This is a genomic window from Anaerostipes sp. 494a (assembly GCF_001940315.1).
Classification (GTDB): domain Bacteria; phylum Bacillota; class Clostridia; order Lachnospirales; family Lachnospiraceae; genus Anaerostipes; species Anaerostipes faecalis.
Genome location: NZ_MJIF01000001.1, coordinates 1,063,589 through 1,087,963, shown reverse-complemented (window position 1 = coordinate 1,087,963; position 24,375 = coordinate 1,063,589). Strand labels below are relative to the sequence as shown.

Genomic DNA, 24,375 nt, shown 5'->3' with positions numbered 1-24,375 from the left:
ATATGGGGCAGGAAATTAAGGTAACAGGTCTGGTATTGCAGACAGGAAATATTGGAGAATATGATCGGAGGATCGTATTGCTTACGAAAGAGCGGGGAAGAATCTCCGCTTTTGCCCGTGGGGCAAAAAAAGCAACCAGTCCTTATGCAGCTGCATGCCAGCCTTTTACCTTTGGTAAATTTTCTTTGTATGAAGGGAAGAATTCGTTTAACCTGATGTGGGCAGAGGTGGATAATTATTTTGATAATCTGAAAAAAGATCTGGATCTTATTTATTATGGAAGCTATTTTTGTGAACTTGCATCTTATCTGACCCGGGAAAATAATGATGAATTGCAGATTTTAAAACTGATTTATCAAAGTCTTAGGGCATTGGAAAAAAAGACAATTTCTCCGGCTTTGATCCGTTATATTTATGAGATAAAAATACTTGCATTTTATGGAATTGGTATGGAGGTTTTTCAATGTGTCAGATGTCAGAGAAAAGATAATCTGACAGGATTTCATCCGGCAGAGGGAGGAGTTGTTTGTTCATCCTGTGGAAGAAAAATGCTTCCGGTAAGTCCTTCTACTCTTTATACATTACAGTTTATTATAACAAGTCCTGTTGAGAAATTATATACTTTTCGGGTAAGCCAGGAGGTTTTGCTGGAGCTGAAAAGAATTGTAAAAGAATTTATGAGAGTACATCTGGATCATGAATTTAAATCACTGGCATTTTTAAATTAAAAAGAAAAACTTTAAAGTGTTTGTAAATATAGGAGCAGACAAACACTTTAAAGTTTCTTTTTTTGAATGAATATTATTTACATAAAATACGTAAAACTTTGACCATTTTTTCTTTATCATCAGTTGAGAATTTCTCAAGAAGACGAAGAATTTCTTTGTTTAAAACATTGTCCTTTTCACCATTCTCATCGGATTCCGGACGAAGTAAATAGTCAATAGATACGTTCAAGAGTTTTGCGTAATAGGATAAAACTCTCAGGTTCATTTTGACGCGGTCATTTTCAATATTACTAATGAAAGCAACAGTAACATCAAGGGCATCTGCGATTTGTTCCTGAGTATATCCAGCTTGTTTACGCAATGTTTTCATTCTTTTACCAACATTGGTATAATCAATCTGATACATGGTTTAAATTCCCTTTCTTTATATCTCCTATATAGTAGTATACAAGCATTATAATATAAAAAAAACAAAAAAGTAATATTCAATTAATATATTTGTTATATTTAAAACTATGCATATTTCAAATATATCTTGAAAAAATATGCATTACAAGATACAATTAAACATCATAGACAAAGAAATAAAAGAGGTAGAATTAAAAATGGAATTAACAATGGAGAAAATCGTTAACTTAGCGAAAGTTCGTGGATTCGTTTATAGTGGTTCTGAAATTTACGGAGGACTTGCGAATACATGGGATTATGGAAATCTTGGTGTTGAATTGAAAAACAATGTGAAGAAAGCATGGTGGAAAAAATTCATTCAGGAAAGTCCATATAATGTAGGTGTTGACTGTGCAATTCTTATGAATCCTCAGACATGGGTTGCATCAGGGCATTTGGGAAGTTTTTCTGATCCGTTGATGGATTGTAAAGAATGTCATGAACGTTTCCGTGCAGATAAACTTATTGAAGACTATATGCAGGAAAATGGAATGGAAATTGAAGGTTCTGTGGATGGATGGACAAAGGATCAGATGGAAGAATTCATTAAAGAACATAATATTGCATGTCCTTCCTGCGGAAAGAAAAATTTTACAGAAATTCGTGAGTTCAATCTGATGTTTAAAACTTTCCAGGGTGTTACAGAAGATGCGAAAAGTACTGTATATTTACGTCCGGAAACTGCACAGGGTATCTTTGTGAACTTTAAAAATGTTCAGAGAACATCAAGAAAGAAAATTCCATTTGGAATCGGGCAGATTGGTAAATCTTTCCGTAATGAAATTACTCCAGGTAACTTTACATTCCGTACTCGTGAATTTGAACAGATGGAACTGGAATTTTTCTGTGAACCAGATACAGATTTAGAATGGTTTGAATACTGGAAAGAATTCTGTATTAAATGGCTTCAGGATTTAGGTATTAAAGAAGATCAGATGAGAGTTCGTGATCATGAAAAAGAAGAATTATCTCATTATTCAAAAGCCACATCTGATATTGAATTTATGTTCCCGTTTGGCTGGGGAGAACTTTGGGGAATTGCAGACCGTACAGATTATGATCTGACACAGCATCAGAATACTTCAGGTGAAGATCTGACATATTTTGATGACGTGAAAAAAGAACGTTATATTCCATATGTAATTGAACCGTCATTAGGGGCAGATCGTGTGACACTGGCTTTCTTATGTGCAGCTTATGATGAGGAAGAATTAGAAGGCGGAGATACAAGAACAGTTATGCATTTCCATCCGGCAATTGCACCTGTAAAGATCGGTGTTCTTCCATTATCCAAGAAATTAAGTGAAGGAGCTATGAAAGTTTACGAAGAACTGGCAAAACAGTATAATTGTGAATTTGATGAGCGTGGAAATATCGGAAAACGTTATCGTCGTCAGGACGAAATCGGAACACCATATTGTGTAACATATGACTTTGATTCTCTTGAAGATGGAGCAGTTACTGTTCGTGATCGTGATACTATGGAACAGGAACGTGTAAAAATCAAAGATCTGAAAGCATACTTTGAAGAAAAATTTGCTTATTAAAATTTGTTTAGCATAAATCCAGGAATTGAAATTCCTGGATTTTTTTATTAAAATTATTTAACATAAATATAACTTAAAAGTAACTACTTATATGGTATAATTAACTGATATTACTGCGGAGAAATTCAGGTAATGATAAATATAGTTTGGGAAGGGATTTCCAAAGACAAAAATTACGGAGGGGATACCATGGGTAAGAAATATGATTATTCTTACACTCAGGACAGAGAATTGTCCTGGCTTAAATTTAATGAGCGTGTACTAAAGGAAGCAGGTAAAAAGGAAAATCCTTTTTTGGAACGGCTGAAATTTTTGGAGATTTTTACAAACAACCTGGATGAATTTTATATGGTCAGAGTAGGAAGTATTCATGAAATGAGTATGATTCATGATGATCATCGGGACATCAGATCTAATTTTACACCGGAAGAACAACTGGAAAAGATTGCTCAAAAGGTGAGACCTTTGTATAAGTTACGTGATAGTATTTTTAAAGATGTATCACAGACCCTGGAAAAAGAAGGAATTGAACGGTGTACATATGAACAGCTGACGAAGGAGGAAAAGAAATATTTAAAAGATTATTTTGAAGTAATGATTCAGCCAATTCTTTCGCCAATCGTAATGGGAAAACAACATCCTTTCCCGCATATTCCAAACAAGGTCTTACAGATTGGTCTCATGCTGAAAAAGAAAGACAAGAATTATTTTGCCATTATCAGTGTTCCAAAAGATCTGGATTCCATTATTTTTCTTTCAAAAGAGAAACAAAGATTTATTCTTTTGGAAGAGGTTATACTTGAATTTTGTGACAGCCTTTTTGAAAATTATACTATACTGGAAAAATGTGTTTTATCGGTGACAAGAAGCGCAGATATCAATCCAGATGATGAGATATATGAAACTACTGATGATTATCGGGAGCATATGAAGAAAATTATAAAAATGAGAAGTCGTCTGGAACCGGTGAGACTGGAAGTTTACGGGAAAGAACATCGTCTGATCGAAAAATATCTTATGGCTCGACTTAAGCTTTGTCCACAGGATATATTTCAAAGTGAAACTCCCCTGATTATGAAGTATGTTTATGATCTGACAGACCGGATTCCGGAAGCTAAAAAGAAAGCAGGCAACTATGTACCTTTTTCACCGGCTGTTAACAGAGATATCACACCGGGAGAATCTGTTACAAAACAGGTTCTGGAGGGAGATAAACTTTTATCATTTCCATTTGAAACAATGGATACTTTTGTTGAGCTGTTGAAGGAGAGTGCAAGAGATAAAGAAACGATTTCTATTAAAATTACAATCTATCGTCTGGCTAAACAGGCGAAAATTGTAAAATATCTGTGTGAAGCGGCGGAAAATGGAAAAGAGGTTCTTGTTTTGATGGAACTTAGAGCCAGGTTTGACGAAGAGAATAATATAAATTATTCAGAAATTCTTGAAGAGGCAGGCTGTAAGGTTATGTATGGAATGGAAGAATATAAAGTACATTCAAAAGTTTGTCTTATTACCAAAAAGAACGGTAAAGGTGTTTATTATATTACTCAGATTGGAACAGGAAATTATAATGAAAGTACTTCAAAGATATATACAGATTTAAGTCTTTTAACTTCGTCTATGGAAATCGGGCAGGATGCTGCCAGGTTCTTTCAGAATATGTCCACTTATAATCTCAATGGTCAATATAAGCATTTGCTGGTAGCACCTGCTGGATTAAAAGAAAATATCATAAAATATATTTACAGAGAAAAGATGAAAGCTGACAGTTTTCAGCCGTCTGGAATTTTTATGAAAATGAATTCTCTAACGGATCGTCAGATTATTGATGCATTATCTGAGGCATCTTCATCAGGTGTTCCTGTATTTTTGCTTATTCGGGGTATATGCTGTATTCGCCCTGGAATTCCCGGAAAAACGGAGAATATTCATGTGGAGAGTATTGTAGGAAGATTTCTGGAACATTCCCGAATCTATAGTTTTGGAGTTGGGGATGATATGAAGATATATCTGTCATCTGCAGATATGATGACCCGAAATACCAAGCGCAGAGTAGAAATTGCATGTCCGGTATATGATCCGAAGATTCAGAAACGAATCAAAGAGATGATGATGATTTTACGAAAAGATAATGTTTTAGCCACTAGACTTGAGAGTAGTGGAGAATATGTGAAAAAGGATAAAAAGGAAGAAATTATTAATTCTCAGCAGTATTTTCTGGAAGAATCTAAAGAACATCAAAGAAAGGTGCCAAAACGAAGGAAAGGTTTCTTTGGAGCAGTAGGAAGATATTTCCGGAAAATATAAAATTAAGAAAAATGTAATAAAATAGATGGCAAATTCTAATAAAAATCGGTTATAATAAAGCATATTGATAAAGTAATGCTTTTGGATGGAGGGAGTATTATGAGAAAAATTATAATGAATAAAAAATTTCTGGTAGCCGTTGGAGTATGTTTATCTGTAGCGGGAGGAATGGCATTGAAGAATCATATCAGTACTAAGGCTTCTGATAGCAGTTTTGAGATTAATGGTATGAATGTCAGTATTCAGAAATGTGAGGGAAAGTCACAGGAGATTATGGAAGAAGATATTGATGAGACAATCTCCAATGAGGTTATCACACTGGAAGAACAGGGACACGATTATGAGATCGGGGATGTGATCGAAACGGAACATGGAGATTTTGTTCCTATGGTAAAAGAAATCGACAATGAGACAGCATACAATGCTTTTGGTGGAATTACATCTAAAAGTGGAAAGAATTATGTCATTGTGGTAAAATCTGAGAAAGAATTGACACAGGATGATCTGGAAACAGTTGCAGAAACAGTAAAGAATCAGGTGAAGTAAGATAGGATTTCTTTTTAAATATTTTAATTAATTGCTGACAGGGCACAGTAATACAGAAAAATCTGTTTTGCTGTGCCTTTTTACATTTCACTAGGAAATACTTGTGGGTTTAATTGGAATAAGATATAATTTTACCAATGAGAAATGAAGCAGGAGGTGGAAAGATGATTTTAATAAAGCATGGAAGGGTTATGGATCCTGAGACAGATTTTGATAAAGTAACAGATGTGGTACTGGATGGAGATAGAATTGTCAGGATTGGTGAGATAGAAGAAACAGAAATATATGAACAGGTAATTGATGCCAAGGGATGTATCGTAGCTCCTGGACTTATTGATGTACATGTACATTTCAGGGATCCTGGATTTACTTATAAAGAAGATCTGGAAACCGGTTCAGCAGCGGCAGCAGCTGGTGGATTTACAACGGTGGTTTGTATGGCAAATACAAAACCAGTGGTGGATTCTGTGGATATTTATGAGGAAATTCAGAAACGCTGTGAACAACTTCCAATCAAAGTATTGCAGGCCGCAGCTGTTTCAAAAGGATTTAAAGGGGAAGAGCTGGTTGATATGGATGCTTTGTATAAAGCCGGAGTAAAAGGTTTTACAGATGACGGACTTCCATTAATGAATCCGGATGTGGTAAGAAAAGCTATGGAGAAAACAGCCCGGCTGGATGTTCCAATCAGTCTTCACGAAGAGGATCCTTCTTATATTAAACAGCCTGGTGTAAATCAGGGAAATGTATCAGAAAAGTTAAATTATGGTGGTGCTTCCTATCTTGCAGAGGCAGTGATGGTAGAGCGGGATTGTAAACTGGCTTTGGAAACAGGTGCAACAGTGGATATTCAGCACATCAGTTCTGCCCAGGCGGTGGAATATGTAAAAGAAGCGAAAGAGGCAGGAGCTCATGTGGTAGCGGAAGCTTCTCCACATCATTTTACTTTAACTGAGGAGGCGGTTTTAAAATATGGCACTTTAGCAAGAATGAATCCTCCTCTTCGTACGGAAGAAGACCGGCAGCGTATTATAAAAGGTCTTCAGGAAGGAACCATAGAGATTATTGCAACAGATCATGCACCGCATTCAAAAGAAGAGAAGGAAAAGGATCTGGCATCTGCACCAAGTGGAATCACAGGGCTTGAAACTTCTCTGGGGCTGGGAATTACAGAACTGGTGGATAAAGGATATTTATCCATGATGGAACTTTTAGAAAAGATGACATTAAATCCGGCAAAACTTTATCGTTTGGAACAGGGAAGACTTCAGGAAGGAAAACCGGCAGACATAGTAATCTTTGATCCAAAAGAAAAATGGATTGTAAAAGAGTACAAATCAAAAGCATCCAATTCTCCATTTACCGGATGGGAACTGACTGGAAAAGTGAAGTATACCATTTGTAATGGAAAGGTAGCAAATTAGATGTGAAATGACTCGCAATCGATTTTTGAGTCATAAAAAATAAGAAAAACTCCAATGTTTTTGTCATATTTGTATCTGTTAAGTTGTTTATAATGAAACAATTTAAAGGAGGGGAAATATGAGAAAAGTTGGAGTTTTTTCATTTTAAAGATTTTACAAAAGGTTTATTTTGGATTTTACATTTAACAGAAAGTTTACATAACCAGACTTTTTGATTTTACAAAGCAACGGTAAGATAAATCTTGTAAATGAAATTACTCAAAAGGAGAGAGTCAGATGAGAAAGAAATTATTATCATTATTATTAGCAACTGTTGCAGCAACAACACTTTTGACTGGATGTGGCGGAGGATCATCTAGTAAGGATACAAAAAGCGAAGAAATTGCTGTTGTATCCAGAGAAGATGGTTCTGGAACCAGAGGGGCTTTTATTGAACTGTTTGGAATTGAAGAAAAAGATAAAGACGGAAATAAAGTTGATAAGACAACAACTTCCGCACAGATTACAAACTCTACATCTGTAATGATGACTACAATTGCAGAAAACAAAGCAGCTATTGGTTACATATCTTTAGGTTCTTTGAACGATACAGTTAAAGCAGTAAAAATTGATGGAGCTGAACCTAGCGTTGATACAGTAAAAGATGGATCTTACAAAATCGTTCGTCCATTTAACATTGTAACAAAAGAAAAATTAAGCAAACAGGCTCAGGATTTCCAGAACTTCATCATGAGTGCTGAAGGACAGAAAATCGTTGAAGATAACGGATATATCAAAGCTGATGAAAATGCAGCAGCATACAAAGCTAATGGAGCAAAAGGAAAAGTTGTTGTAGCTGGATCATCTTCTGTAACACCTGTTATGGAAAAAATCAAAGAAGCTTATGCTAAAGTTAACAAAGATGTAACTGTTGAAGTTCAGCAGAGCGATTCTACAACTGGTGTAACAAATGCAATTGATGGTGTATGTGATATCGGAATGGCATCTCGTGACTTAGCTGACAGCGAAGCTAAAAAAGGAGTTAAAGCTACAGTTATTGCAAAAGATGGTATTGCAGTAATCGTAAACAAAGATAGTGAAACTGATGAACTGACAAGTGATCAGGTAAAAGCAATCTTTACAGGTGAAACAACAACATGGGCTGATGTTAAATAATCAGCTGGATTTAAATGAGGAATGTAGTTTATGAAGAAATATAAAGAACAAATTATGAATGTTGTATTCTTAATTGCAGCATGTGCTTCTATCCTTGCGGTTGCTTTGATTTGTGCTTTCTTGTTTGTAAATGGAATTCCTACCATTGGGAAAATTGGATTCGGCAATTTTATTGCGGGTAAGATTTGGATGCCAAAGAATGGATTCTTTGGCATTTTCCCTATGATTCTGGGAAGCCTTTACATAACAGCAGGAGCTATTATCGTAGGTGTGCCTATTGGGATTCTGGCAGCAATTTATATGGCAAGATTTTGTAATGATAAAGTATATAAGATTTTAAAACCGGCAGTAGAGCTGCTTGCAGGAATTCCATCGGTTGTATATGGATTCTTTGGTATGGTAGTTTTGGTTCCAACATTTCGTGAGGCATTTGGAGGAACAGGAAACAGTATCTTTACAGCATCTATTCTGCTTGGAATCATGATTTTACCAACTATTATTGGTGTTTCTGAAAGTGCTATCCGTGCAGTACCTAACAGTTACTATGAAGGATCTCTTGGACTTGGAGCAAGTCATGAAAGAAGTGTGTTTTTTGCAGTTCTTCCTGCAGCAAAATCAGGAATCCTTGCAGGGGTGGTTTTAGGAATAGGTCGTGCTATTGGAGAAACCATGGCAGTTGTAATGGTAGCAGGAAATCAGGCAGTAGTACCGGATGGTATTTTTAAAGGGGTTAGAACATTAACATCTAATATCGTATTGGAAATGGGGTATGCAACTGATCTTCATAGAGAAGCACTGATTGCAACAGCAGTAGTATTGTTTGTGTTTATCCTGTTAATCAATCTCTCCTTTGCAGCATTGAAGAGAAAGGAGGATTTCTAAAATGGAGGCAGTGAAAATGATGGAACCAGAAGATAAAATTCAGGGAATCAATCATGTTACCTGGAAACAGAAAATGAAATCATATAAAAGAACACCGTTATCATTTTTTCTATGGCTTGCAGTTAATCTGGCAATGCTATTGACTGTGCTTGTACTGTTTTTCCTGATTGGATATATATTGATAAAAGGAGTTCCTTTCTTAAACAAAGACCTTTTTGCACTAAAATATACAAGTGATAATGTATCATTATTCCCTGCAATTATTAATACCCTGATGATGACAGGACTGGCACTGCTGTTTGCTGTACCTCTTGGAATTTTTGCAGCGATTTATCTTGTGGAATATGCAAAGAGAGGAAATAAGCTGGTTGACATTGTTCGAATCACAGCAGAAACATTACAGGGAATTCCTTCTATTGTTTATGGACTTTTTGGAATGTTATTTTTCGTAACTGCATTAAAATGGGGATTATCTATTCTGTCAGGAGCAGCGACTCTGGCTATTATGATTCTTCCTTTGATTATGCGTACAACAGAAGAGGCATTAAAATCAGTTCCGGATTCTTTCCGTGAAGGAAGTTTTGGTTTAGGAGCAGGAAAACTTAGAACAGTATTTCGTATTGTACTTCCTTCTGCGGTACCTGGAATCTTATCAGGAGTTATTCTTGGAGTAGGAAGAATTGTAGGAGAAACAGCTGCGTTAATGTATACAGCTGGTACAGTAGCTGAGATTCCGAAAAATATCATGGGATCCGGTCGTACCTTATCTGTTCATATGTATGCACTTTCTTGTGAGGGTCTGCATGTAAATCAGGCATATGCAACAGCTGTTATTCTGTTGGTTACAGTATTACTGATCAATGCGATTTCAGCGTTTATAGCAAAACGAATTTCGAAAGGATAAAAGGATGGAAACAACAAAATTTAAAATAGATAATTTAGACTTATATTATGGTAAATTTAAAGCATTAAAAAATATTAATCTGGATTTACCATCAAATAAGATTACAGCATTTATTGGACCTTCTGGATGCGGGAAATCTACATTACTGAAATCCCTGAATCGTATGAATGATCTTGTAGAAGGATGTAAGATTACAGGAAGTGTGACATTAGATGGAGAAGATATTTATGGAGATATGGATGTAAATGTCCTTCGTAAAAGAGTTGGAATGGTATTCCAGAAACCAAATCCTTTTCCTATGAGTGTTTATGATAATATTGCTTATGGACCAAGAACCCATGGAATCCATAAAAAAGCAGAGTTGGATGAAATTGTAGAAAAATCACTGAGAAATGCAGCAATCTGGGATGAATTGAAAGACCGCCTGAAAAAGAGTGCATTAGGTCTATCTGGAGGACAGCAGCAGCGTTTATGTATTGCAAGAGCACTTGCAGTAGAACCTGAAGTACTTCTGATGGATGAGCCAACTTCTGCTTTGGATCCAATTTCTACTTCCAAAATTGAAGATCTTGCGGTAGAATTAAAATCAAAGTATACGATTATTATGGTAACTCATAATATGCAGCAGGCTGTTCGTATTTCAGATAAAACAGCATTCTTCCTGCTGGGAGAGATGGTAGAATTTGGAGACTCTGATGCTTTATTCTCTATGCCACAGGATAAGAGAACAGAAGACTATATTACAGGAAGGTTTGGTTGATATATTATGAGAAACAGATTTGACAGGCAGCTGATGAAGCTGAATCAGGAAATGATCGATATGGGAGCCTTTTGTGAAGAAATAATTACAGCAGCAGCTAAGGTTGTTTCCACAAAAGATAAGGAACTTATAGAAGATATAAAAAATATGGAAGAGGAAATCAACCATAAAGAAAGAGATATTGAGCGAATCTGTATGAAGCTTTTGCTTCAGCAGCAGCCGGTAGCAACAGATTTAAGAGTAATTTCAGCAGCTTTAAAAATGGTATCTGATATGGAGCGTATTGGAGATCAGGCTGCAGATATTGCAGGGATTATTCGTAAGGAATCAGAGATTTTAGTTTTACGTGAGAATACCCATCTTGACAAGATGGCAAAGGAAACCATAGATATGGTTAGTAAAAGTGTAAAATCCTTTGTAAAACAGGATCTTGATATTGCTCATGAAGTTATTAAACAGGATGATGTGGTGGATGACCTGTTTCGTCAGGTTAAGAAAGAAGCCATTCAGTTAATTCATGAGGAACCTGAGAAAGGAGAAGAATATGTTGCCATCGTATTAATCGCAAAATACTTTGAACGTATTGGAGATCATGCTGGCAATATTGCTGAATGGGTTGAATTTTCCATTACAGGAGAATATAAAGGAGGAAGCTTGTGATATTTGTTGTTGAAGATGATCCAAACATTAGAGAACTTGTAACTTACACGTTACAAAGTACTGGATTTGAAGCCCGTGGTTTTGAAAATGGGACAGAATTTGTACAGACAATTAAAGATGGTGTAATGCCGGAACTGGTATTGCTGGATATTATGCTGCCAGGAGAGGACGGTATTTCTATTCTTGGAAAACTTCGTGGCAAATCAGCAACAAAAGATCTGCCGGTTATTATGATGACAGCCAAAGGAACGGAATATGATAAAGTTCTGGGGCTTGATAGTGGTGCAGATGATTATATTACAAAACCTTTTGGCATGATGGAACTGGTTTCAAGGGTGAAAGCGGTATTGCGTCGTTCCAAAAAAGACGAAAAAGATGAAATGATAGTGGGTGACCTGCATATTTATCCTAATAAGCATAAAGTAAAGGCAGCAGGGAAGGAAGTTTCTTTGACTAACAAGGAATTTAAATTGTTAAGTCTCCTTGTGGAAAGTAAAGGAAATGTTTTAAACAGGGACCAGCTTCTTACTAATATCTGGGGATATGATTTTGACGGGGAGACAAGAACTGTTGATGTACATATACGTTCTCTTCGGCAGAAGTTAGGCTCCTGTGGAAGTCTGATTGAGACGGTACGTGGAATAGGATATCGTATCGGAGGTAGTGAATGAAACGTAAAGTATATAACAGCATGGTCTATATAGCGTTAGTTGGAGTAATGATGACGTCCATTTTGCTGTCTATGCTTTCGTATTATCGCTACATGGAGCAGATTAAAGAGGAAATCAGAACAGAGGCTGCTTATATGGCAACCTCTTTGAATTTTCATGAAGGACAGAATTTAGATGCTTATAAGGATTTGACTGCAAGTCGAATTACATGGATTGATTCTGATGGAATCGTTATTTATGACAGCGAAGGACAGAAAAACAAAATGGCCAATCACAAGAACCGTGAAGAAGTGAAAACTGCTGTGGAAAAAGGTAAAGGAGAAGATACCAGATTATCTAAAACCTTAAATGAACAAACGTATTATTATGCTATTAGATTAAGTGATGGGACAGTTTTAAGACTAAGCAGGGAGACTCAGACCATAGTGAAGCAGATGGTAGATTATATTCCGGTATTTCTTTTGATGACTGGAGTTGTTCTTGTTTTAGCCATTGCACTTTCTAAAATTCTTACAGATCGTATTGTGGAACCAATTAACAAAATTGATTTGATTCATCCAAAACAAAATCAGACATATAGTGAGTTGACGCCATTGTTAGATAGAATTGAAAAACAGAATATTGATATTGAACATCAGATTGAAGAAATCAAAGAGGTAGAGAATATGAGGAAAGAATTTTCTGCCAATGTTTCTCATGAATTAAAAACTCCGCTGACAACCATTTCCGGATATGCAGAGCTGATGAAAGATGGATTTGTGAAACAGGAAGATATGGGACGTTTTTCGGCAACGATTTATGAGGAAGCAAGACGATTGATTGCCATGATCGAGGATATCATTAAATTGTCAAAACTAGATGAAAATCAGGTTGAACTGGAAAGAGAAAATGTAGATTTATATGAACTGGCATTTAAGGTAAAATCAGATTTAAGTCTAAGAGCATTGGAAGAAAATGTATCAGTTCATATTTTAGGAATCCATGCAACAGTGAGAGGCGTATACCAGATTTTATATGAAATGTTTTTTAACATGTGTGAGAATGCAATAAAATATAATAAACCTGACGGAAAAGTTGCAATTACAGTTTCTATTATAGAGGATTGCCCTACTGTTATTTTTGAAGATACTGGAATTGGTATTCCAGACGAAGATATCGATCGGGTTTTTGAACGGTTTTATCGAGTGGATAAAAGTCATTCCAATCAGAAAAAAGGTTCAGGTCTTGGTCTTTCTATTGTAAAACATGGTGCAAAATTCCATCATGCAGATATGAGTATTGAAAGTAAAATTGGAGAGGGAACAAAGATTACAATTGTTTTTCCAGAAGATAGAGATTAAAAAAAGAAATACCACATTAACGGCTGTGGTATTTCTTTTTTATTACATTAGGAAAAAACTTGTTACGCTGTTTCTGGTGATCTCTTCCAGATTTTAAGGAAACACTGGTTTATCATAAGTTAAGATATTTCCAGTGGCATAAGCACTGCGGAACTGGTTATACATGATTAAGGAAATTCTCTGTGCATAAGCAGGATCTGTTGAATATTGATGCCAGAAATATGAAGTATTAGGATTGTATCTGTATTTGTAAAGAGTATTTTGTTTATAAGTTGTATTATTTATGTATTCCTGACTGATATATTTTGCAGCTCCATTGATGGCTTTGTCAATGCTGGTCCATCCCATATAATAAGCATAGCTGAAGCCGCATAGCTGTGGATCGTCGTTATAGGATTTAATGCCATAAAGATTGTATACTTTCTGTCTGGAAATAGTTTTTGTAATGTATTTTCCATTTACCTTTTTAAAACCTGTTACAATTCCGTTTTTATCACGAACAACAGAAGAACCGGAAACAACTTTTGTAATATATTTTCCCTGAGATAAGGTGCTTGTACCATAACCTGTTTCGAAAATTGTCTGACAAAGGAAATATACCGGGTCTATGTTATATGTTTTTGCTGCGGAACATAGAGATGATCCTTTGTTTTTTAAAACACTTCCAGATTTTAGTTTACTGTCTAACATTGAGTTATATGTGGTGCTTCGAACCGGACGGTAAACATTTAACCGAAGAAACTGATAACCATGGGTAGTATCAGATGCCGGGTCGATTTGGGCTTTATAAGTAGCAGCAGTTAGTTTTTCACCATTATAGAAACCAGTCTGTTGTAATTGTGCTTTAATATAATTGGTTAAGTTTTGCGGGTACCTGGTTGAGGTGTTAGCGCTATATAAATAGTAATAGCCAGTTTTGTTGATATGTATTCTTTTTTCATATGGAATATATGAATATTCCAGTCCCAGATTGGAAATCAGAGCATTAGCAGGAAGCAAAATTATTGTTTTGCCGGTTGTGTAGTACTTGACCTTAGTAGGAGCTTTGGAAAAAGTTTTCTTCTTGCCGTTTAAATAGTAAGTACGATTGCCTACATATGCAGTCAGTGTCCTGGTACCATATTTTAAAACCAGTTTTCCAGATTTTTTGTTGTAGCTTCGTTTTACTTGTGGACCGCTGGATACCAGATAATCATAATAAGGAATCATATTGATTCCGCTGATCTGGATTCCAGGATATTTAGAAGAAAGATTATTCTTTGCGTAAGTAAATGAAAGCTGTTTGCCTGTATAATATCTTGTTTTACCACCATAACGAATTTTTAAGGTTGCTGCCTGTGCGTTTTCAGGTGGTGTTATACAAGCCAAAAATGAAGCTGTCAGTAAGCAGGCAACCAGTTTTTTTATTTTCATTGAATGCTCCTCCTGTTTTGTAAAATTTTAACATAGAAGTAATGATTTTTCAATTATTTCGCAATGACTTTGAAATGAAGACGTAAGACATAATGCAAATTTTATAATGATTTACACAAAATAGAAATGGAACAGAATTGACAAAGGAAAGAAAATTTGCTATTATGAAATACAAAGATTTTAGTACACTAATGTGCTAACAGAATAGATTTGGAGGAGCGAAGGATGAAAAAGGTTTTAGTAGCATTATTAACTACTGTACTTGCCGTTTCCATGTTTACCGGATGCGGAAGCAAAAAAGAGGAAACAAAGAAGGATGATTCTCTGACAAAGATTCAGGAAAAGAAAGAATTGGTCCTTGGATTAGATGCATCATTCCCGCCAATGGGATTTACAAATCAGGATAATGACATTATCGGATTTGATATTGATCTGGCAAAAGAAGTTGCCAAGAGAATGGATATTAAGCTGAAATTACAGCCAATTAACTGGGATTCAAAAGAACAGGAACTGGATACAGGAAATATCGACTGTATCTGGAATGGACTTACATACAGTGATGAAAGAGCTGAAAAAATGTTATGCTCCACTCCATATATGGAAAATCATCAGGTACTGGTACTTCCAGCCGACAGCAAAGTTAAAAAGCTGACAGATCTGAAAGGAAAGACAGTAGAAGTTCAGAAGGGTTCAACTGCAGCTGATGCAGTTGATAAGACAGATGATCTGAAAGATTCTAAGATCATTACTATGGCAGATAATGTTCAGATTTTAAATGATCTTGGACATGGATGTCAGGCAGCTGTTATGGATGAGGTTGTTGCAAAATATTACACAGCAAAAGACAAAGGTAAATACAAAGTTTTGGCAGCAAATCTGGCAACAGAAGATTATGTCATTGGATTTAGAAAAGATGACAAAGCACTTTGTAAAGAAATTGAAAACCAGCTGAAAGACATGGCAAAAGATGGAACTTTAGCAAAAATCAGCAAGAAATGGTTTAACGAAGATATTACAACGATTAAATAAGAAAAGAACAATGAAGGAAGGGGCTTTTGTTGGCAAAAGTCCCTTTTTGTCTTTTTAAGATATTTACTTAAAAAAGAAGTATAGGAGTTATGAAAAATTATGGATCAAATACAAAGTTTTCCGGAGATTGTAAAGCTGTTAATTGAAAATGGATTAAAAGAAACATTGACTCTTTTTACTCTGACATTGGTATTTGGACTAATCCTGGGACTTGTTGTTGCAAAAGGAAGAATGTCAAAATTACTGATTGTGCAGATGCCGGTAAGGTTTTTCCTGCTGATCATGAGAGGAACACCTTTGATTCTGCAGTTATATGCTTTCTATTTTGGACTTTATTATGTGGCTGGATTGAGTCTTGATCGTATGACAGCTGCAGTTATAAGTTTTACATTAAACTATTCAGCATATTTTGCAGAGATTTACCGAAGTGGTATTCAGGCGGTTCCAAAGGGACAGTATGAAGCTGCAAAAGTTCTTGGGTTCAGTAAATCACAGACATTTTTCAAGATTGTTCTTCCTCAGGTAATTAAGATTATCATTCCATCTATGGGAAGTGAATGTATGACTCTTGTAAAAGATACATCTCTTGCCCATGTTGTAGGAGTTATGGAAATTTATGTTGTTGCAACTAATCAGATGGCAAGAAGCCGTGGAATGATTTATCTGGTTGTGGCAGGTATTTTCTATTTGATCATGAATACAGTTGTATCCAAAGTATTCTCAATCATTGAGAAGAAAATGGATTATTACCGTTAAGGAGGAGAGAGGAAATGAGTATTTTATCAGTAACAAACTTACAGAAGAAGTTTGGAGATCTTACAGTACTGAAAGATATTTCCTTTCAGATAAATGATGGTGAAATTATTTCCATTATTGGATCTTCAGGTTCAGGGAAATCTACATTATTAAGATGTATGAATCAGCTGGAAACAGTAACCAGCGGTACTATTGAAATCAATGGAAAAACATTGGTGGATACTCAGAATGGAGTTCCTGTTTATGCAGGGAAAGACGTGCAGAAGAGTATTTTAATGGAAACAGGATTTGTATTTCAGAATTTTAATCTGTTTCCACATTACAGTGTTTTAAGAAATATTATGGAAGCGCCGGTTTGTGTGGCTGGTGTTCCAAAAGAAGAAGCTAAAAAGAAAGCTATGGAACTGTTGAGAAAGCTTGGATTAGAAGCAAAGGCAGATGCATATCCCTGTGAATTATCAGGGGGACAGTCTCAGAGAGTATCAATCGCCCGTGCTCTTGCACTGGAGCCCAAGATTCTCTTTTTTGATGAGCCCACATCTGCACTTGATCCGGAACTGACCGGAGAGGTTTTAAAAGTAATAAAATCTCTGGCAGATCTGCATATGACTATGGTAATCGTAACTCATGAAATGGCTTTTGCGAAAGAAATTTCAGACAGAGTCATTTTTATGGATAAAGGTATCATTGTGGAAGATGGATCTCCGGATGAAGTGTTCCAGTCATCAAATGCGAGAACACGAGAGTTCCTTGGCAAATACCATGACATACAGTAATGTTGTAACACAGAAATCGTATTTTAGAAGGGAGATACTATGGTAAAGGATATGCCTAACAAGTTTTCAGAGGTAACACCTGAAATTAGACAGCTTGCAGAAAAATGTAACAAAAAGATAGATGGGGAGCTTTTTGAGAAATATGACGTAAAACGAGGACTCAGGAAACAAAATGGAGAAGGTGTATTAGCTGGACTTACCAATATTTCCATGATACAGTCATACACAATGGTTGATCGTGAAATAGTGCCATGTGAAGGAAAGCTTTATTATCAGGGAATTGATATTGAAGATATCGTAGAGGGATTTATCTCAGAGGATCGTTTCGGATTTGAAGAGGTTGCGTATCTTCTTTTATTCGGAGAGCTTCCAAACGCAGATGAATTAGATTCATTTAAGAATATGCTTTCAGAATATCGTCAGTTGCCAACAAATTTCGTGCGTGACATTATTATGAAGGCACCAAGCCGTGATATGATGAATACATTAGCAAGAAGTGTTCTTACACTGTTCTCTTATGATGATCATGCCAGTGATATTTCATTGCCTAATGTATTGAGACAGAGCATTCAGCTGATTGCATTATTCCCGGTACTTGCAGTATATGGTTATCAGGCATATTCTCACTATGAGCGAGGAGAGAGCCTGTTTATTCATTTGCCACAGGAAAATTTATCTACTGCAGAAAATATACTGTATCTGTTAAGACCAGATAGCAGTTATACAAAGCTGGAAGCAAAGCTTCTGGATATGGCACTTGTACTTCATGCAGAACATGGTGGAGGAAACAACTCAACCTTTACGACTCATGTGGTTTCTTCTTCAGGAACAGATACATATTCTGCTATTGCGGCAGCTCTTTGCTCTTTGAAGGGACCAAAGCATGGTGGTGCAAATATTAAAGTTGTTCAGATGTTTGATGATTTAAAAGAAAATGTTAAAGACTGGGAAAATGAAGATGAGATTCGTGAATATCTTTTAAAACTACTTCATAAGGAGACATTTGATAAAGCAGGGCTTATTTATGGTATGGGGCATGCAGTATATTCAATTTCTGACCCTAGATCAAAGATTTTGTCCAGATTTGTAAAACAGTTATCTGAAGAGAAAGGAAGAATGAAAGAATATCATTTGTATACTTCCGTCGAACGTCTGGCAAAAGAAGTCATAGCCCAAGAGAGAAAAATATATAAAGGAGTCAGTGCAAACATTGACTTCTACAGTGGATTTATCTACAGTATGCTGGGACTTCCACACGAGTTGTATACACCATTGTTTGCCATTGCGCGTATTGCGGGATGGTCTGCTCATCGAATGGAAGAACTGGTTAATGGAAATAGAATTATCCGTCCGGCATACAAGGCTGTTGCGCCTGCTACAGAATATGTGCCATTGGATGAAAGATAATAATATGTACAAAGTAATCAGGATAGTCAGCTAAGGAATATTGTATCAGACAGTGAGTCTTGGAAAATATAATACAGCAACAAAATCAGATTGATTTTGTTGCTGTATTTGTGTTTTACATTTATTGTGCCGTGGAAGATGAATCTTCCTGATATGAGTCAAGATCATCCGGGAGGGTAACGGTTACTTTCTTTCCAGGATCTTTGTAGGATATATCCATGGATATGGTGATTTTTCCATCTTCGCCAGTGCTGCTTTCCATTACCATTTTAACAGATTCTTTTAAAATATTATCATCCTTATCTAAAGTACGTTTTCCAGAAAAACTGCTGATTTTAATGGATTCATCCATTGTTTCAGATGTGGCATCGGAACTGCCTGTTAAAGAACCTGCCTGAGCTAAAAGGCTGTTTACATATTTATTCAGCCCATCTTTACTTAGCTTGTAGCTGAGTACCTGATTGCCGTCATCTTCTGAAAGTTTTAAATCTGTATAATATTTTGCAGGTATTGAGGAACTTCCGGTAATATTTTCTACCTGTTTTTTCATATCTGAGATATTCATCTTTATTTTTTGCTTGGTACCATTACCATTCATATAATAGTATCCATCAGAATAGTACATTTTAAAATTAATAGATTGTCCCAGAACAGACATGGAAGTATCCATACTCATTTTCATGGTATCTTTGTTTGAATCTACTACTTTTGCGGTGAAAGCCATAGTGAAATTCATACTGGATGATGTTGACGATTCGATCTTGTATTTTGCTTTGCCTGCCATATCAGCAGAAGTCATGTCTTTAGATTTTGTTATGCTAGCTTGTAGAACTTCTTTTGGGGTACGTTTTTTTGCACATGCAGTCACGGAAAAAATAAGAATACATGCAAGTAAAAGTGCAGATATTTGTTTGATTTTCTTTTGCATAGATACCTCCTTTTAAATGTCAGCCAGATGGCTATTTTGTTTACTTATATTATATGCCATTTTGTCATGTGGGTAAACAGAGAAATATTTGACATTGGAAATTATAGGAACTAAACTAAAACTGGAGGTGATGCTTATGGAGAAGTCTTTTTATCTAATGTCAGATGTAGATCAGCTGGAATTGCATGTTCTTTTAATGGAGCCAGAGGGAGCGCCCAAAGGAATTATTCAGATATGTCATGGAATGGCAGAGCATAAAGAAAGATACATTGCTTTTATGGAAACTCTTTGTGAACAAGGGTATGTAACGGTTATACATGATCATCGGGGACATGGAAAGAGTATCCGCAGTGATGGAGATCTGGGGTATTTTTATGATGATACAGGGGAAGCCATTGTTGATGATGCTCATCAGCTGACTATGTGGATGAAGAAGAAATATCCGGGAATTCCGTATCATTTATTTGGACATAGCATGGGATCTTTAGTGGTGAGATGCTATTTGAAAAAATATGATAAAGAACTGGATTCACTGGTTGTATGTGGAAGTCCAAGTGAAAATCCCATGGCGGGATTTGCAGTGGGACTTGCAAAAATCATGTGCAGATTCGGGGATAAAAAACCGGGAAATTTATTTCATAAAATAGCATTTTTTACATATGGTAAAATTCTTGAAAAGGATGAATCACCTAACGGATGGATTAGCTATAACAAAGAAAATGTAAAAAAATATGATGAAAATCCATTGGATGGATTTATGTTTACTAATAATGGTTTTTTGAATTTGTTTTTACTGATGAAAAATACATATAGCAAAAAGGGATGGGATCTTCGCCATCCATCTCTTCCGATTCTGTTTATTGCAGGAGCAGAAGATCCTTGTATTGGTTCTAAAAAACAATTTACACAGGCAATTAATTTCCTGAAACACCAGGGTTATAATCATGTACAGGGAACTTTATTTTTAAACAGGAGACATGAAATATTAAATGAAGATGATGTGGAAAAGGTATATAATGTTATATTAAGTTTTCTCTCCACAGCCGAAAACAGCTCTCTGCAGTAAAATGCAGAGAGCTGAAGAGGACTTGTCCGATTTGTTATTCCATCCAGAGGAAATCCATATATTTTTTATTTTGCTTTTCCCAGTCTGCCTCGCAGTGATGTCCACCCTCCTGACAGTAGAGACGTGTTGTAACACCTTTTTTGTCAAGTTTATTTGCATACATTTTGTTACAACGTGCCATATAACTGTTTGGATTATATTTTGGTTTGTCTTTGGAAGGTTTCAGCTCATCTGTACCCCAGGATAAATAGATTCTTGTATCAGGACTTAAATCAGTTTTATCAATCTCAGCTTTTAATCCTTTCTGACAGATAGAAACGCAGCTGGACAGACATGCTGCCTTTGAAAATACATCATTGTGATGTATTACTGTGTAAAGAGACATTAATCCACCCATGCTGGAACCGCCGATAGCAGTACACTGACGGTTAGAATATGTACGATATTCTTTATCAATAAAAGGTTTCACCTCATCTACGATCCACTGAGCTGTCTGTGCACCAATTCCATTAATATCTTCAAAGTGTTTGTTTTTCTTAACATCATATGGACAGTATTCACTTAAACGTTCATCGCCTACATGTCCGCATTCGATTCCTGCGATAATCATAGGCTTTTCCCACTGGTCCATAAATTCTTTCAGCCCCCAGCACTTTCCATATGTCGCATAACTATCGAAGAATAGATTATGACCATCAAAAAAGTACATTACAGGATAGCGTTCATTCGTCTGGTCATAATTGTCAGGTAAATAAATATGTAATGTACGCATCTGTCCGGTTGGAGTAAATAAAAGGTCGTGTTGTAAAATCATGGTGTAATCTCCTTTCTGTTGATCTGCGTATTGTATACGAAATACAAAAGCATATTATGAAGATTATTATCACATAAAAAAGTAAGAAATGCAAATCACATTTTTAGCACTCGACTCTTGACAGTGCTAATAATCGGTGTTATATTACAAATAGAACATAAAAGGATAAAACCCAGACTTTTGGGATAAGATAGATTAAAGGAGGGATAATCATGAATATTAACAAGTTTACTCAGAAGTCCATAGAAGCAGTTAATCAGTGTGAGAAGATTGCATATGATTATGGACATCAGGAAATAGATCAGGAACATTTTCTATATAGTCTGCTAACAGTAGATGAAAGTTTAATATCCAGTCTTCTGGAGAAGATTAATATTAATAAGGAAGCATTTATCGGGCAGGTTCAGGAACTGCTGGCTAAAAAGCCTAAAGTATCTGGTGGTCAGGTTTATATGAGCAATGATCTGAATCAGGTTCTCTTGCATGGAGAAGATGAGATGAAGGCTATGGGAGATGAATATGTTTCCGTAGAACATCTTTTCCTGGCAATGATCAAGCACCCGAATAAAATAGTAAAAGAGCTTTTCAGAGGGTATGGAATTACCAGAGAGAGATTTCTTCAGGCATTATCTACAGTACGTGGAGGTCAGAAAGTAACCAGTGATAATCCGGAAGCTACTTATGACAGTCTGGAGAAATATGGTTACGATCTGGTAAAACGCGCCAGAGAGCAGAAACTGGATCCGGTAATCGGACGTGATAGTGAAATTCGTAATGTGATTCGAATACTGTCCAGAAAATCTAAAAATAATCCGGTATTAATTGGAGAACCTGGTGTAGGTAAAACTGCAGTTGTGGAAGGTCTTGCACAGAGGATTGTTCGCGGGGATGTTCCGGAACAGCTGAAAGATAAAACCATTTTTTCACTGGATATGGGATCTCTTGTGGCAGGCGCTAAATACAGAGGAGAATTTGAAGAGCGTCTAAAGGCAGTTCTGGAGGAAGTAAAGAAGAGCGATGGTCAGATTATCCTGTTTATTGATGAGCTGCATACCATTGTTGGTGCAGGTAAAACAGATGGGGCTATGGATGCAGGAAATATGCTGAAACCAATGCTTGCCAGAGGAGAACTTCATTGCATTGGTGCTACTACATTAGATGAATATCGTCAGTATATTGAAAAAGATCAGGCATTGGAACGGCGTTTTCAGCCGGTTACAGTGGATCAGCCGACAGTAGAAGATACGATTTCTATTTTAAGAGGTATCAAAGACCGTTATGAAGTGTATCATGGTGTAAAAATTACAGATGGTTCTCTTGTTGCTGCTGCAACATTATCCAATCGATATATTACTGACAGATTTTTGCCGGATAAAGCCATTGACCTGGTGGATGAAGCATGTGCTATGATCAAGACAGAGATAAATTCTTTGCCTGCTGAACTTGATGAAGTTCAGAGAAAGATTATGCAGATGGAGATTGAAGAAGCGGCTCTTAAAAAAGAAGATGACCGTTTGAGCAAAGAACGTCTGGAAGAGCTTCAAAAAGAACTTGCTGAAATGCGTGAAGATTTCAAAGCAAGAAAAGCAAAATGGGAAAATGAAAAAGCTTCAGTAGAAAAAGTCTCCAAGTTAAGAGAAGAAATTGAAGCAGTCAATAGTGAAATTCAGATTGCCCAGAGAAATTATGACCTGAATAAGGCAGCAGAACTTCAGTATGGAAAATTACCGGAATTGAAAAAACAGCTGGAAGAAGAGGAAGAACGTGTGTCAAAAGAAGATCGTTCTATGGTACGTGAAAGCGTAACAGAAGATGAAATTGCGAAGATTATTTCCAGATGGACAGGAATTCCAGTTGCAAAATTAACAGAAAGTGAAAGACAGAAAACATTACATCTGGATCAGGTACTTCACGAAAGAGTTGTAGGACAGGATGAAGCTGTAGAACTGGTAACAGAATCTATCATTCGTTCTAAAGCAGGAATCAAAGATCCTAGTAAACCAATCGGTTCTTTCCTGTTCCTTGGACCAACTGGTGTAGGTAAGACAGAACTGGCAAAGGCATTGGCAGAAAGCTTATTTGATAATGAGCAGAATATCGTGCGAATTGATATGAGCGAATATATGGAAAAGCATTCTGTTGCCAGACTGATCGGAGCACCTCCAGGATATGTTGGATATGAGGAAGGAGGACAGTTAACAGAAGCTGTTCGAAGAAAACCATATTCAGTTGTATTATTCGATGAAATTGAGAAAGCGCATCCAGATGTGTTTAATGTATTATTGCAGGTATTAGACGATGGACGAATTACCGATTCCAAAGGAAAAACTGTAGACTTTAAAAATACCATTTTAATTATGACATCTAATATTGGTTCCTCTTATTTACTGGAAGGTATTGATAGTCAGGGAAATATTACAGAGGAAGCACAGAATATGGTAATGGCAGATTTGAAGAATCATTTCCGTCCGGAATTTTTAAACCGTCTGGATGAAACAATTCTATTCAAACCGCTGACAAAAGATAATATTACAAATATCATTGATTTGCTTGTAAAAGATTTAAATCGTAGATTGGAAGACAAAGAGCTAAAAGTAGAACTCACTTTATCTGCAAAGGGATTTATTGCAGATAATGGATATGATCCAATGTATGGAGCAAGACCTCTGAAGAGATATCTGCAAAAGAGTGTAGAAACACTGGCTGCACGTCTGATCTTAAGTGATGGTGTAGATGCAGAAGATACCATTTTGATTGATGTGGAAAATGGACAATTGACAGCAAGAGTAAAATAAGAAAATGGAAAAAATCC

General features: G+C 36.2%; 22 protein-coding genes. 18 read left to right on the top strand and 4 right to left on the bottom strand.

Annotation, left to right across the window (positions count from 1 at the left end):
- The first annotated feature begins 2 nt into the window (after positions 1-2).
- Positions 3-728 (top strand): DNA repair protein RecO, encoded by a 726-nt coding sequence (gene recO, locus BHF70_RS05485; protein ID WP_075759323.1) that lies wholly within the window; start codon positions 3-5, stop codon positions 726-728.
- Positions 729-801: 73 nt separating this feature from the next.
- Here the strand turns inward: recO and BHF70_RS05480 are convergent, their stop codons facing one another.
- The gene (locus BHF70_RS05480; protein ID WP_075759322.1) at positions 802-1,134 is read right to left on the bottom strand and encodes a helix-turn-helix domain-containing protein; all 333 of its coding nucleotides are present in this window, start codon (positions 1,132-1,134) and stop codon (positions 802-804) included.
- 199 nt (positions 1,135-1,333) lie between these two features.
- Between BHF70_RS05480 and BHF70_RS05475 the strand changes: the two genes are divergently transcribed.
- The 11 genes from BHF70_RS05475 (at position 1,334) to BHF70_RS05425 (ending at position 13,374) form a co-directional block, all read left to right on the top strand.
- Positions 1,334-2,722 carry a glycine--tRNA ligase gene (locus BHF70_RS05475; RefSeq protein WP_075759321.1) on the top strand — a complete coding sequence of 463 codons (1,389 nt, stop codon included), beginning with the start codon at positions 1,334-1,336 and terminating at the stop codon, positions 2,720-2,722.
- 132 nt (positions 2,723-2,854) lie between these two features.
- On the top strand, positions 2,855-5,032 hold the full coding sequence (gene ppk1 / locus BHF70_RS05470; RefSeq protein WP_242946315.1) for a polyphosphate kinase 1: 2,178 nt from the start codon (positions 2,855-2,857) through the stop codon (positions 5,030-5,032).
- A gap of 99 nt (positions 5,033-5,131) precedes the next feature.
- On the top strand, positions 5,132-5,578 hold the full coding sequence (locus BHF70_RS05465) for a hypothetical protein (protein WP_075759320.1): 447 nt from the start codon (positions 5,132-5,134) through the stop codon (positions 5,576-5,578).
- Between the two features lie 164 nt (positions 5,579-5,742).
- Entirely contained in the window at positions 5,743-7,002 is a 1,260-nt protein-coding gene (locus BHF70_RS05460) for a dihydroorotase (protein WP_075759319.1), read from the top strand.
- 276 nt (positions 7,003-7,278) lie between these two features.
- Entirely contained in the window at positions 7,279-8,157 is an 879-nt protein-coding gene (locus tag BHF70_RS05455) for a substrate-binding domain-containing protein (RefSeq protein WP_075759318.1), read from the top strand.
- Positions 8,158-8,187: 30 nt separating this feature from the next.
- Positions 8,188-9,039, top strand: a complete 852-nt coding sequence (pstC, locus tag BHF70_RS05450) for a phosphate ABC transporter permease subunit PstC (RefSeq protein ID WP_075759317.1) — start codon at positions 8,188-8,190, stop codon at positions 9,037-9,039.
- Between the two features lies 1 nt (position 9,040).
- A complete protein-coding gene (pstA, locus tag BHF70_RS05445) occupies positions 9,041-9,943 on the top strand; it encodes a phosphate ABC transporter permease PstA (RefSeq protein ID WP_075759316.1) in 903 nt (300 codons plus the stop codon).
- Between the two features lie 4 nt (positions 9,944-9,947).
- The gene (pstB, locus tag BHF70_RS05440) at positions 9,948-10,703 is read left to right on the top strand and encodes a phosphate ABC transporter ATP-binding protein PstB (protein WP_075759315.1); all 756 of its coding nucleotides are present in this window, start codon (positions 9,948-9,950) and stop codon (positions 10,701-10,703) included.
- Positions 10,704-10,709: 6 nt separating this feature from the next.
- Positions 10,710-11,363, top strand: a complete 654-nt coding sequence (gene phoU, locus BHF70_RS05435) for a phosphate signaling complex protein PhoU (RefSeq protein ID WP_075759314.1) — start codon at positions 10,710-10,712, stop codon at positions 11,361-11,363.
- Positions 11,360-12,034, top strand: coding sequence for a winged helix-turn-helix domain-containing protein (locus BHF70_RS05430; RefSeq protein ID WP_075759313.1), 675 nt, complete (start codon positions 11,360-11,362; stop codon positions 12,032-12,034). The genes phoU and BHF70_RS05430 overlap by 4 nt, the downstream gene beginning before the upstream one ends.
- The gene (locus BHF70_RS05425; RefSeq protein ID WP_075759312.1) at positions 12,031-13,374 is read left to right on the top strand and encodes a sensor histidine kinase; all 1,344 of its coding nucleotides are present in this window, start codon (positions 12,031-12,033) and stop codon (positions 13,372-13,374) included. The genes BHF70_RS05430 and BHF70_RS05425 overlap by 4 nt, the downstream gene beginning before the upstream one ends.
- 93 nt (positions 13,375-13,467) lie before the next feature.
- Here the strand turns inward: BHF70_RS05425 and BHF70_RS05420 are convergent, their stop codons facing one another.
- On the bottom strand, positions 13,468-14,787 hold the full coding sequence (locus BHF70_RS05420; RefSeq protein ID WP_075759311.1) for an N-acetylglucosaminidase: 1,320 nt from the start codon (positions 14,785-14,787) through the stop codon (positions 13,468-13,470).
- Positions 14,788-15,012: 225 nt separating this feature from the next.
- Between BHF70_RS05420 and BHF70_RS05415 the strand changes: the two genes are divergently transcribed.
- From BHF70_RS05415 to BHF70_RS05400, 4 genes are all read left to right on the top strand, one after another.
- Positions 15,013-15,816, top strand: a complete 804-nt coding sequence (locus BHF70_RS05415; RefSeq protein WP_075759310.1) for an amino acid ABC transporter substrate-binding protein — start codon at positions 15,013-15,015, stop codon at positions 15,814-15,816.
- A gap of 99 nt (positions 15,817-15,915) precedes the next feature.
- A complete protein-coding gene (locus tag BHF70_RS05410) occupies positions 15,916-16,572 on the top strand; it encodes an amino acid ABC transporter permease (RefSeq protein ID WP_075759309.1) in 657 nt (218 codons plus the stop codon).
- A gap of 14 nt (positions 16,573-16,586) precedes the next feature.
- Positions 16,587-17,348: an amino acid ABC transporter ATP-binding protein gene (locus BHF70_RS05405; RefSeq protein WP_075759308.1), complete on the top strand. Its 762-nt coding sequence runs from the start codon at positions 16,587-16,589 to the stop codon at positions 17,346-17,348.
- A 39-nt stretch (positions 17,349-17,387) separates the two neighbouring features.
- Positions 17,388-18,755, top strand: coding sequence for a citrate/2-methylcitrate synthase (locus BHF70_RS05400; protein WP_075759307.1), 1,368 nt, complete (start codon positions 17,388-17,390; stop codon positions 18,753-18,755).
- Between the two features lie 121 nt (positions 18,756-18,876).
- On the opposite strand, the gene BHF70_RS05395 is transcribed toward BHF70_RS05400, so the two are convergent.
- Positions 18,877-19,683: a DUF6612 family protein gene (locus tag BHF70_RS05395; RefSeq protein WP_075759306.1), complete on the bottom strand. Its 807-nt coding sequence runs from the start codon at positions 19,681-19,683 to the stop codon at positions 18,877-18,879.
- Between the two features lie 136 nt (positions 19,684-19,819).
- Here BHF70_RS05395 and BHF70_RS05390 point away from each other — a divergent pair, with 136 nt between their 5' ends.
- Positions 19,820-20,749 carry an alpha/beta fold hydrolase gene (locus BHF70_RS05390; protein WP_075759305.1) on the top strand — a complete coding sequence of 310 codons (930 nt, stop codon included), beginning with the start codon at positions 19,820-19,822 and terminating at the stop codon, positions 20,747-20,749.
- A gap of 34 nt (positions 20,750-20,783) precedes the next feature.
- Here BHF70_RS05390 and BHF70_RS05385 read toward each other — a convergent pair whose 3' ends face one another.
- Entirely contained in the window at positions 20,784-21,563 is a 780-nt protein-coding gene (locus BHF70_RS05385; protein ID WP_075759304.1) for an alpha/beta hydrolase, read from the bottom strand.
- A 212-nt stretch (positions 21,564-21,775) separates the two neighbouring features.
- On the opposite strand from BHF70_RS05385, the gene clpB reads away from it, so the two are divergent.
- Complete coding sequence (gene clpB / locus BHF70_RS05380; protein WP_075759303.1) at positions 21,776-24,358, top strand: ATP-dependent chaperone ClpB; 2,583 nt, start codon at positions 21,776-21,778, stop codon at positions 24,356-24,358.
- Positions 24,359-24,375 lie beyond the last annotated feature (17 nt).

Excerpts from the sequence above, each read along its gene's own strand:
- recO (WP_075759323.1), top strand. The coding sequence starts at position 3 with ATGGGGCAGGAAATTAAGGTAACAGGTCTGGTATTGCAGACAGGAAAT.
- BHF70_RS05480 (WP_075759322.1), bottom strand. The coding sequence starts at position 1,134 with ATGTATCAGATTGATTATACCAATGTTGGTAAAAGAATGAAAACATTG.
- BHF70_RS05475 (WP_075759321.1), top strand. The coding sequence starts at position 1,334 with ATGGAATTAACAATGGAGAAAATCGTTAACTTAGCGAAAGTTCGTGGA.
- ppk1 (WP_242946315.1), top strand. The coding sequence starts at position 2,855 with ATGATAAATATAGTTTGGGAAGGGATTTCCAAAGACAAAAATTACGGA.
- BHF70_RS05465 (WP_075759320.1), top strand. The coding sequence starts at position 5,132 with ATGAGAAAAATTATAATGAATAAAAAATTTCTGGTAGCCGTTGGAGTA.
- BHF70_RS05460 (WP_075759319.1), top strand. The coding sequence starts at position 5,743 with ATGATTTTAATAAAGCATGGAAGGGTTATGGATCCTGAGACAGATTTT.
- BHF70_RS05455 (WP_075759318.1), top strand. The coding sequence starts at position 7,279 with ATGAGAAAGAAATTATTATCATTATTATTAGCAACTGTTGCAGCAACA.
- pstC (WP_075759317.1), top strand. The coding sequence starts at position 8,188 with ATGAAGAAATATAAAGAACAAATTATGAATGTTGTATTCTTAATTGCA.
- pstA (WP_075759316.1), top strand. The coding sequence starts at position 9,041 with ATGGAGGCAGTGAAAATGATGGAACCAGAAGATAAAATTCAGGGAATC.
- pstB (WP_075759315.1), top strand. The coding sequence starts at position 9,948 with ATGGAAACAACAAAATTTAAAATAGATAATTTAGACTTATATTATGGT.
- phoU (WP_075759314.1), top strand. The coding sequence starts at position 10,710 with ATGAGAAACAGATTTGACAGGCAGCTGATGAAGCTGAATCAGGAAATG.
- BHF70_RS05425 (WP_075759312.1), top strand. The coding sequence starts at position 12,031 with ATGAAACGTAAAGTATATAACAGCATGGTCTATATAGCGTTAGTTGGA.
- BHF70_RS05420 (WP_075759311.1), bottom strand. The coding sequence starts at position 14,787 with ATGAAAATAAAAAAACTGGTTGCCTGCTTACTGACAGCTTCATTTTTG.
- BHF70_RS05415 (WP_075759310.1), top strand. The coding sequence starts at position 15,013 with ATGAAAAAGGTTTTAGTAGCATTATTAACTACTGTACTTGCCGTTTCC.
- BHF70_RS05410 (WP_075759309.1), top strand. The coding sequence starts at position 15,916 with ATGGATCAAATACAAAGTTTTCCGGAGATTGTAAAGCTGTTAATTGAA.
- BHF70_RS05405 (WP_075759308.1), top strand. The coding sequence starts at position 16,587 with ATGAGTATTTTATCAGTAACAAACTTACAGAAGAAGTTTGGAGATCTT.
- BHF70_RS05400 (WP_075759307.1), top strand. The coding sequence starts at position 17,388 with ATGGTAAAGGATATGCCTAACAAGTTTTCAGAGGTAACACCTGAAATT.
- BHF70_RS05395 (WP_075759306.1), bottom strand. The coding sequence starts at position 19,683 with ATGCAAAAGAAAATCAAACAAATATCTGCACTTTTACTTGCATGTATT.
- BHF70_RS05390 (WP_075759305.1), top strand. The coding sequence starts at position 19,820 with ATGGAGAAGTCTTTTTATCTAATGTCAGATGTAGATCAGCTGGAATTG.
- BHF70_RS05385 (WP_075759304.1), bottom strand. The coding sequence starts at position 21,563 with ATGATTTTACAACACGACCTTTTATTTACTCCAACCGGACAGATGCGT.
- clpB (WP_075759303.1), top strand. The coding sequence starts at position 21,776 with ATGAATATTAACAAGTTTACTCAGAAGTCCATAGAAGCAGTTAATCAG.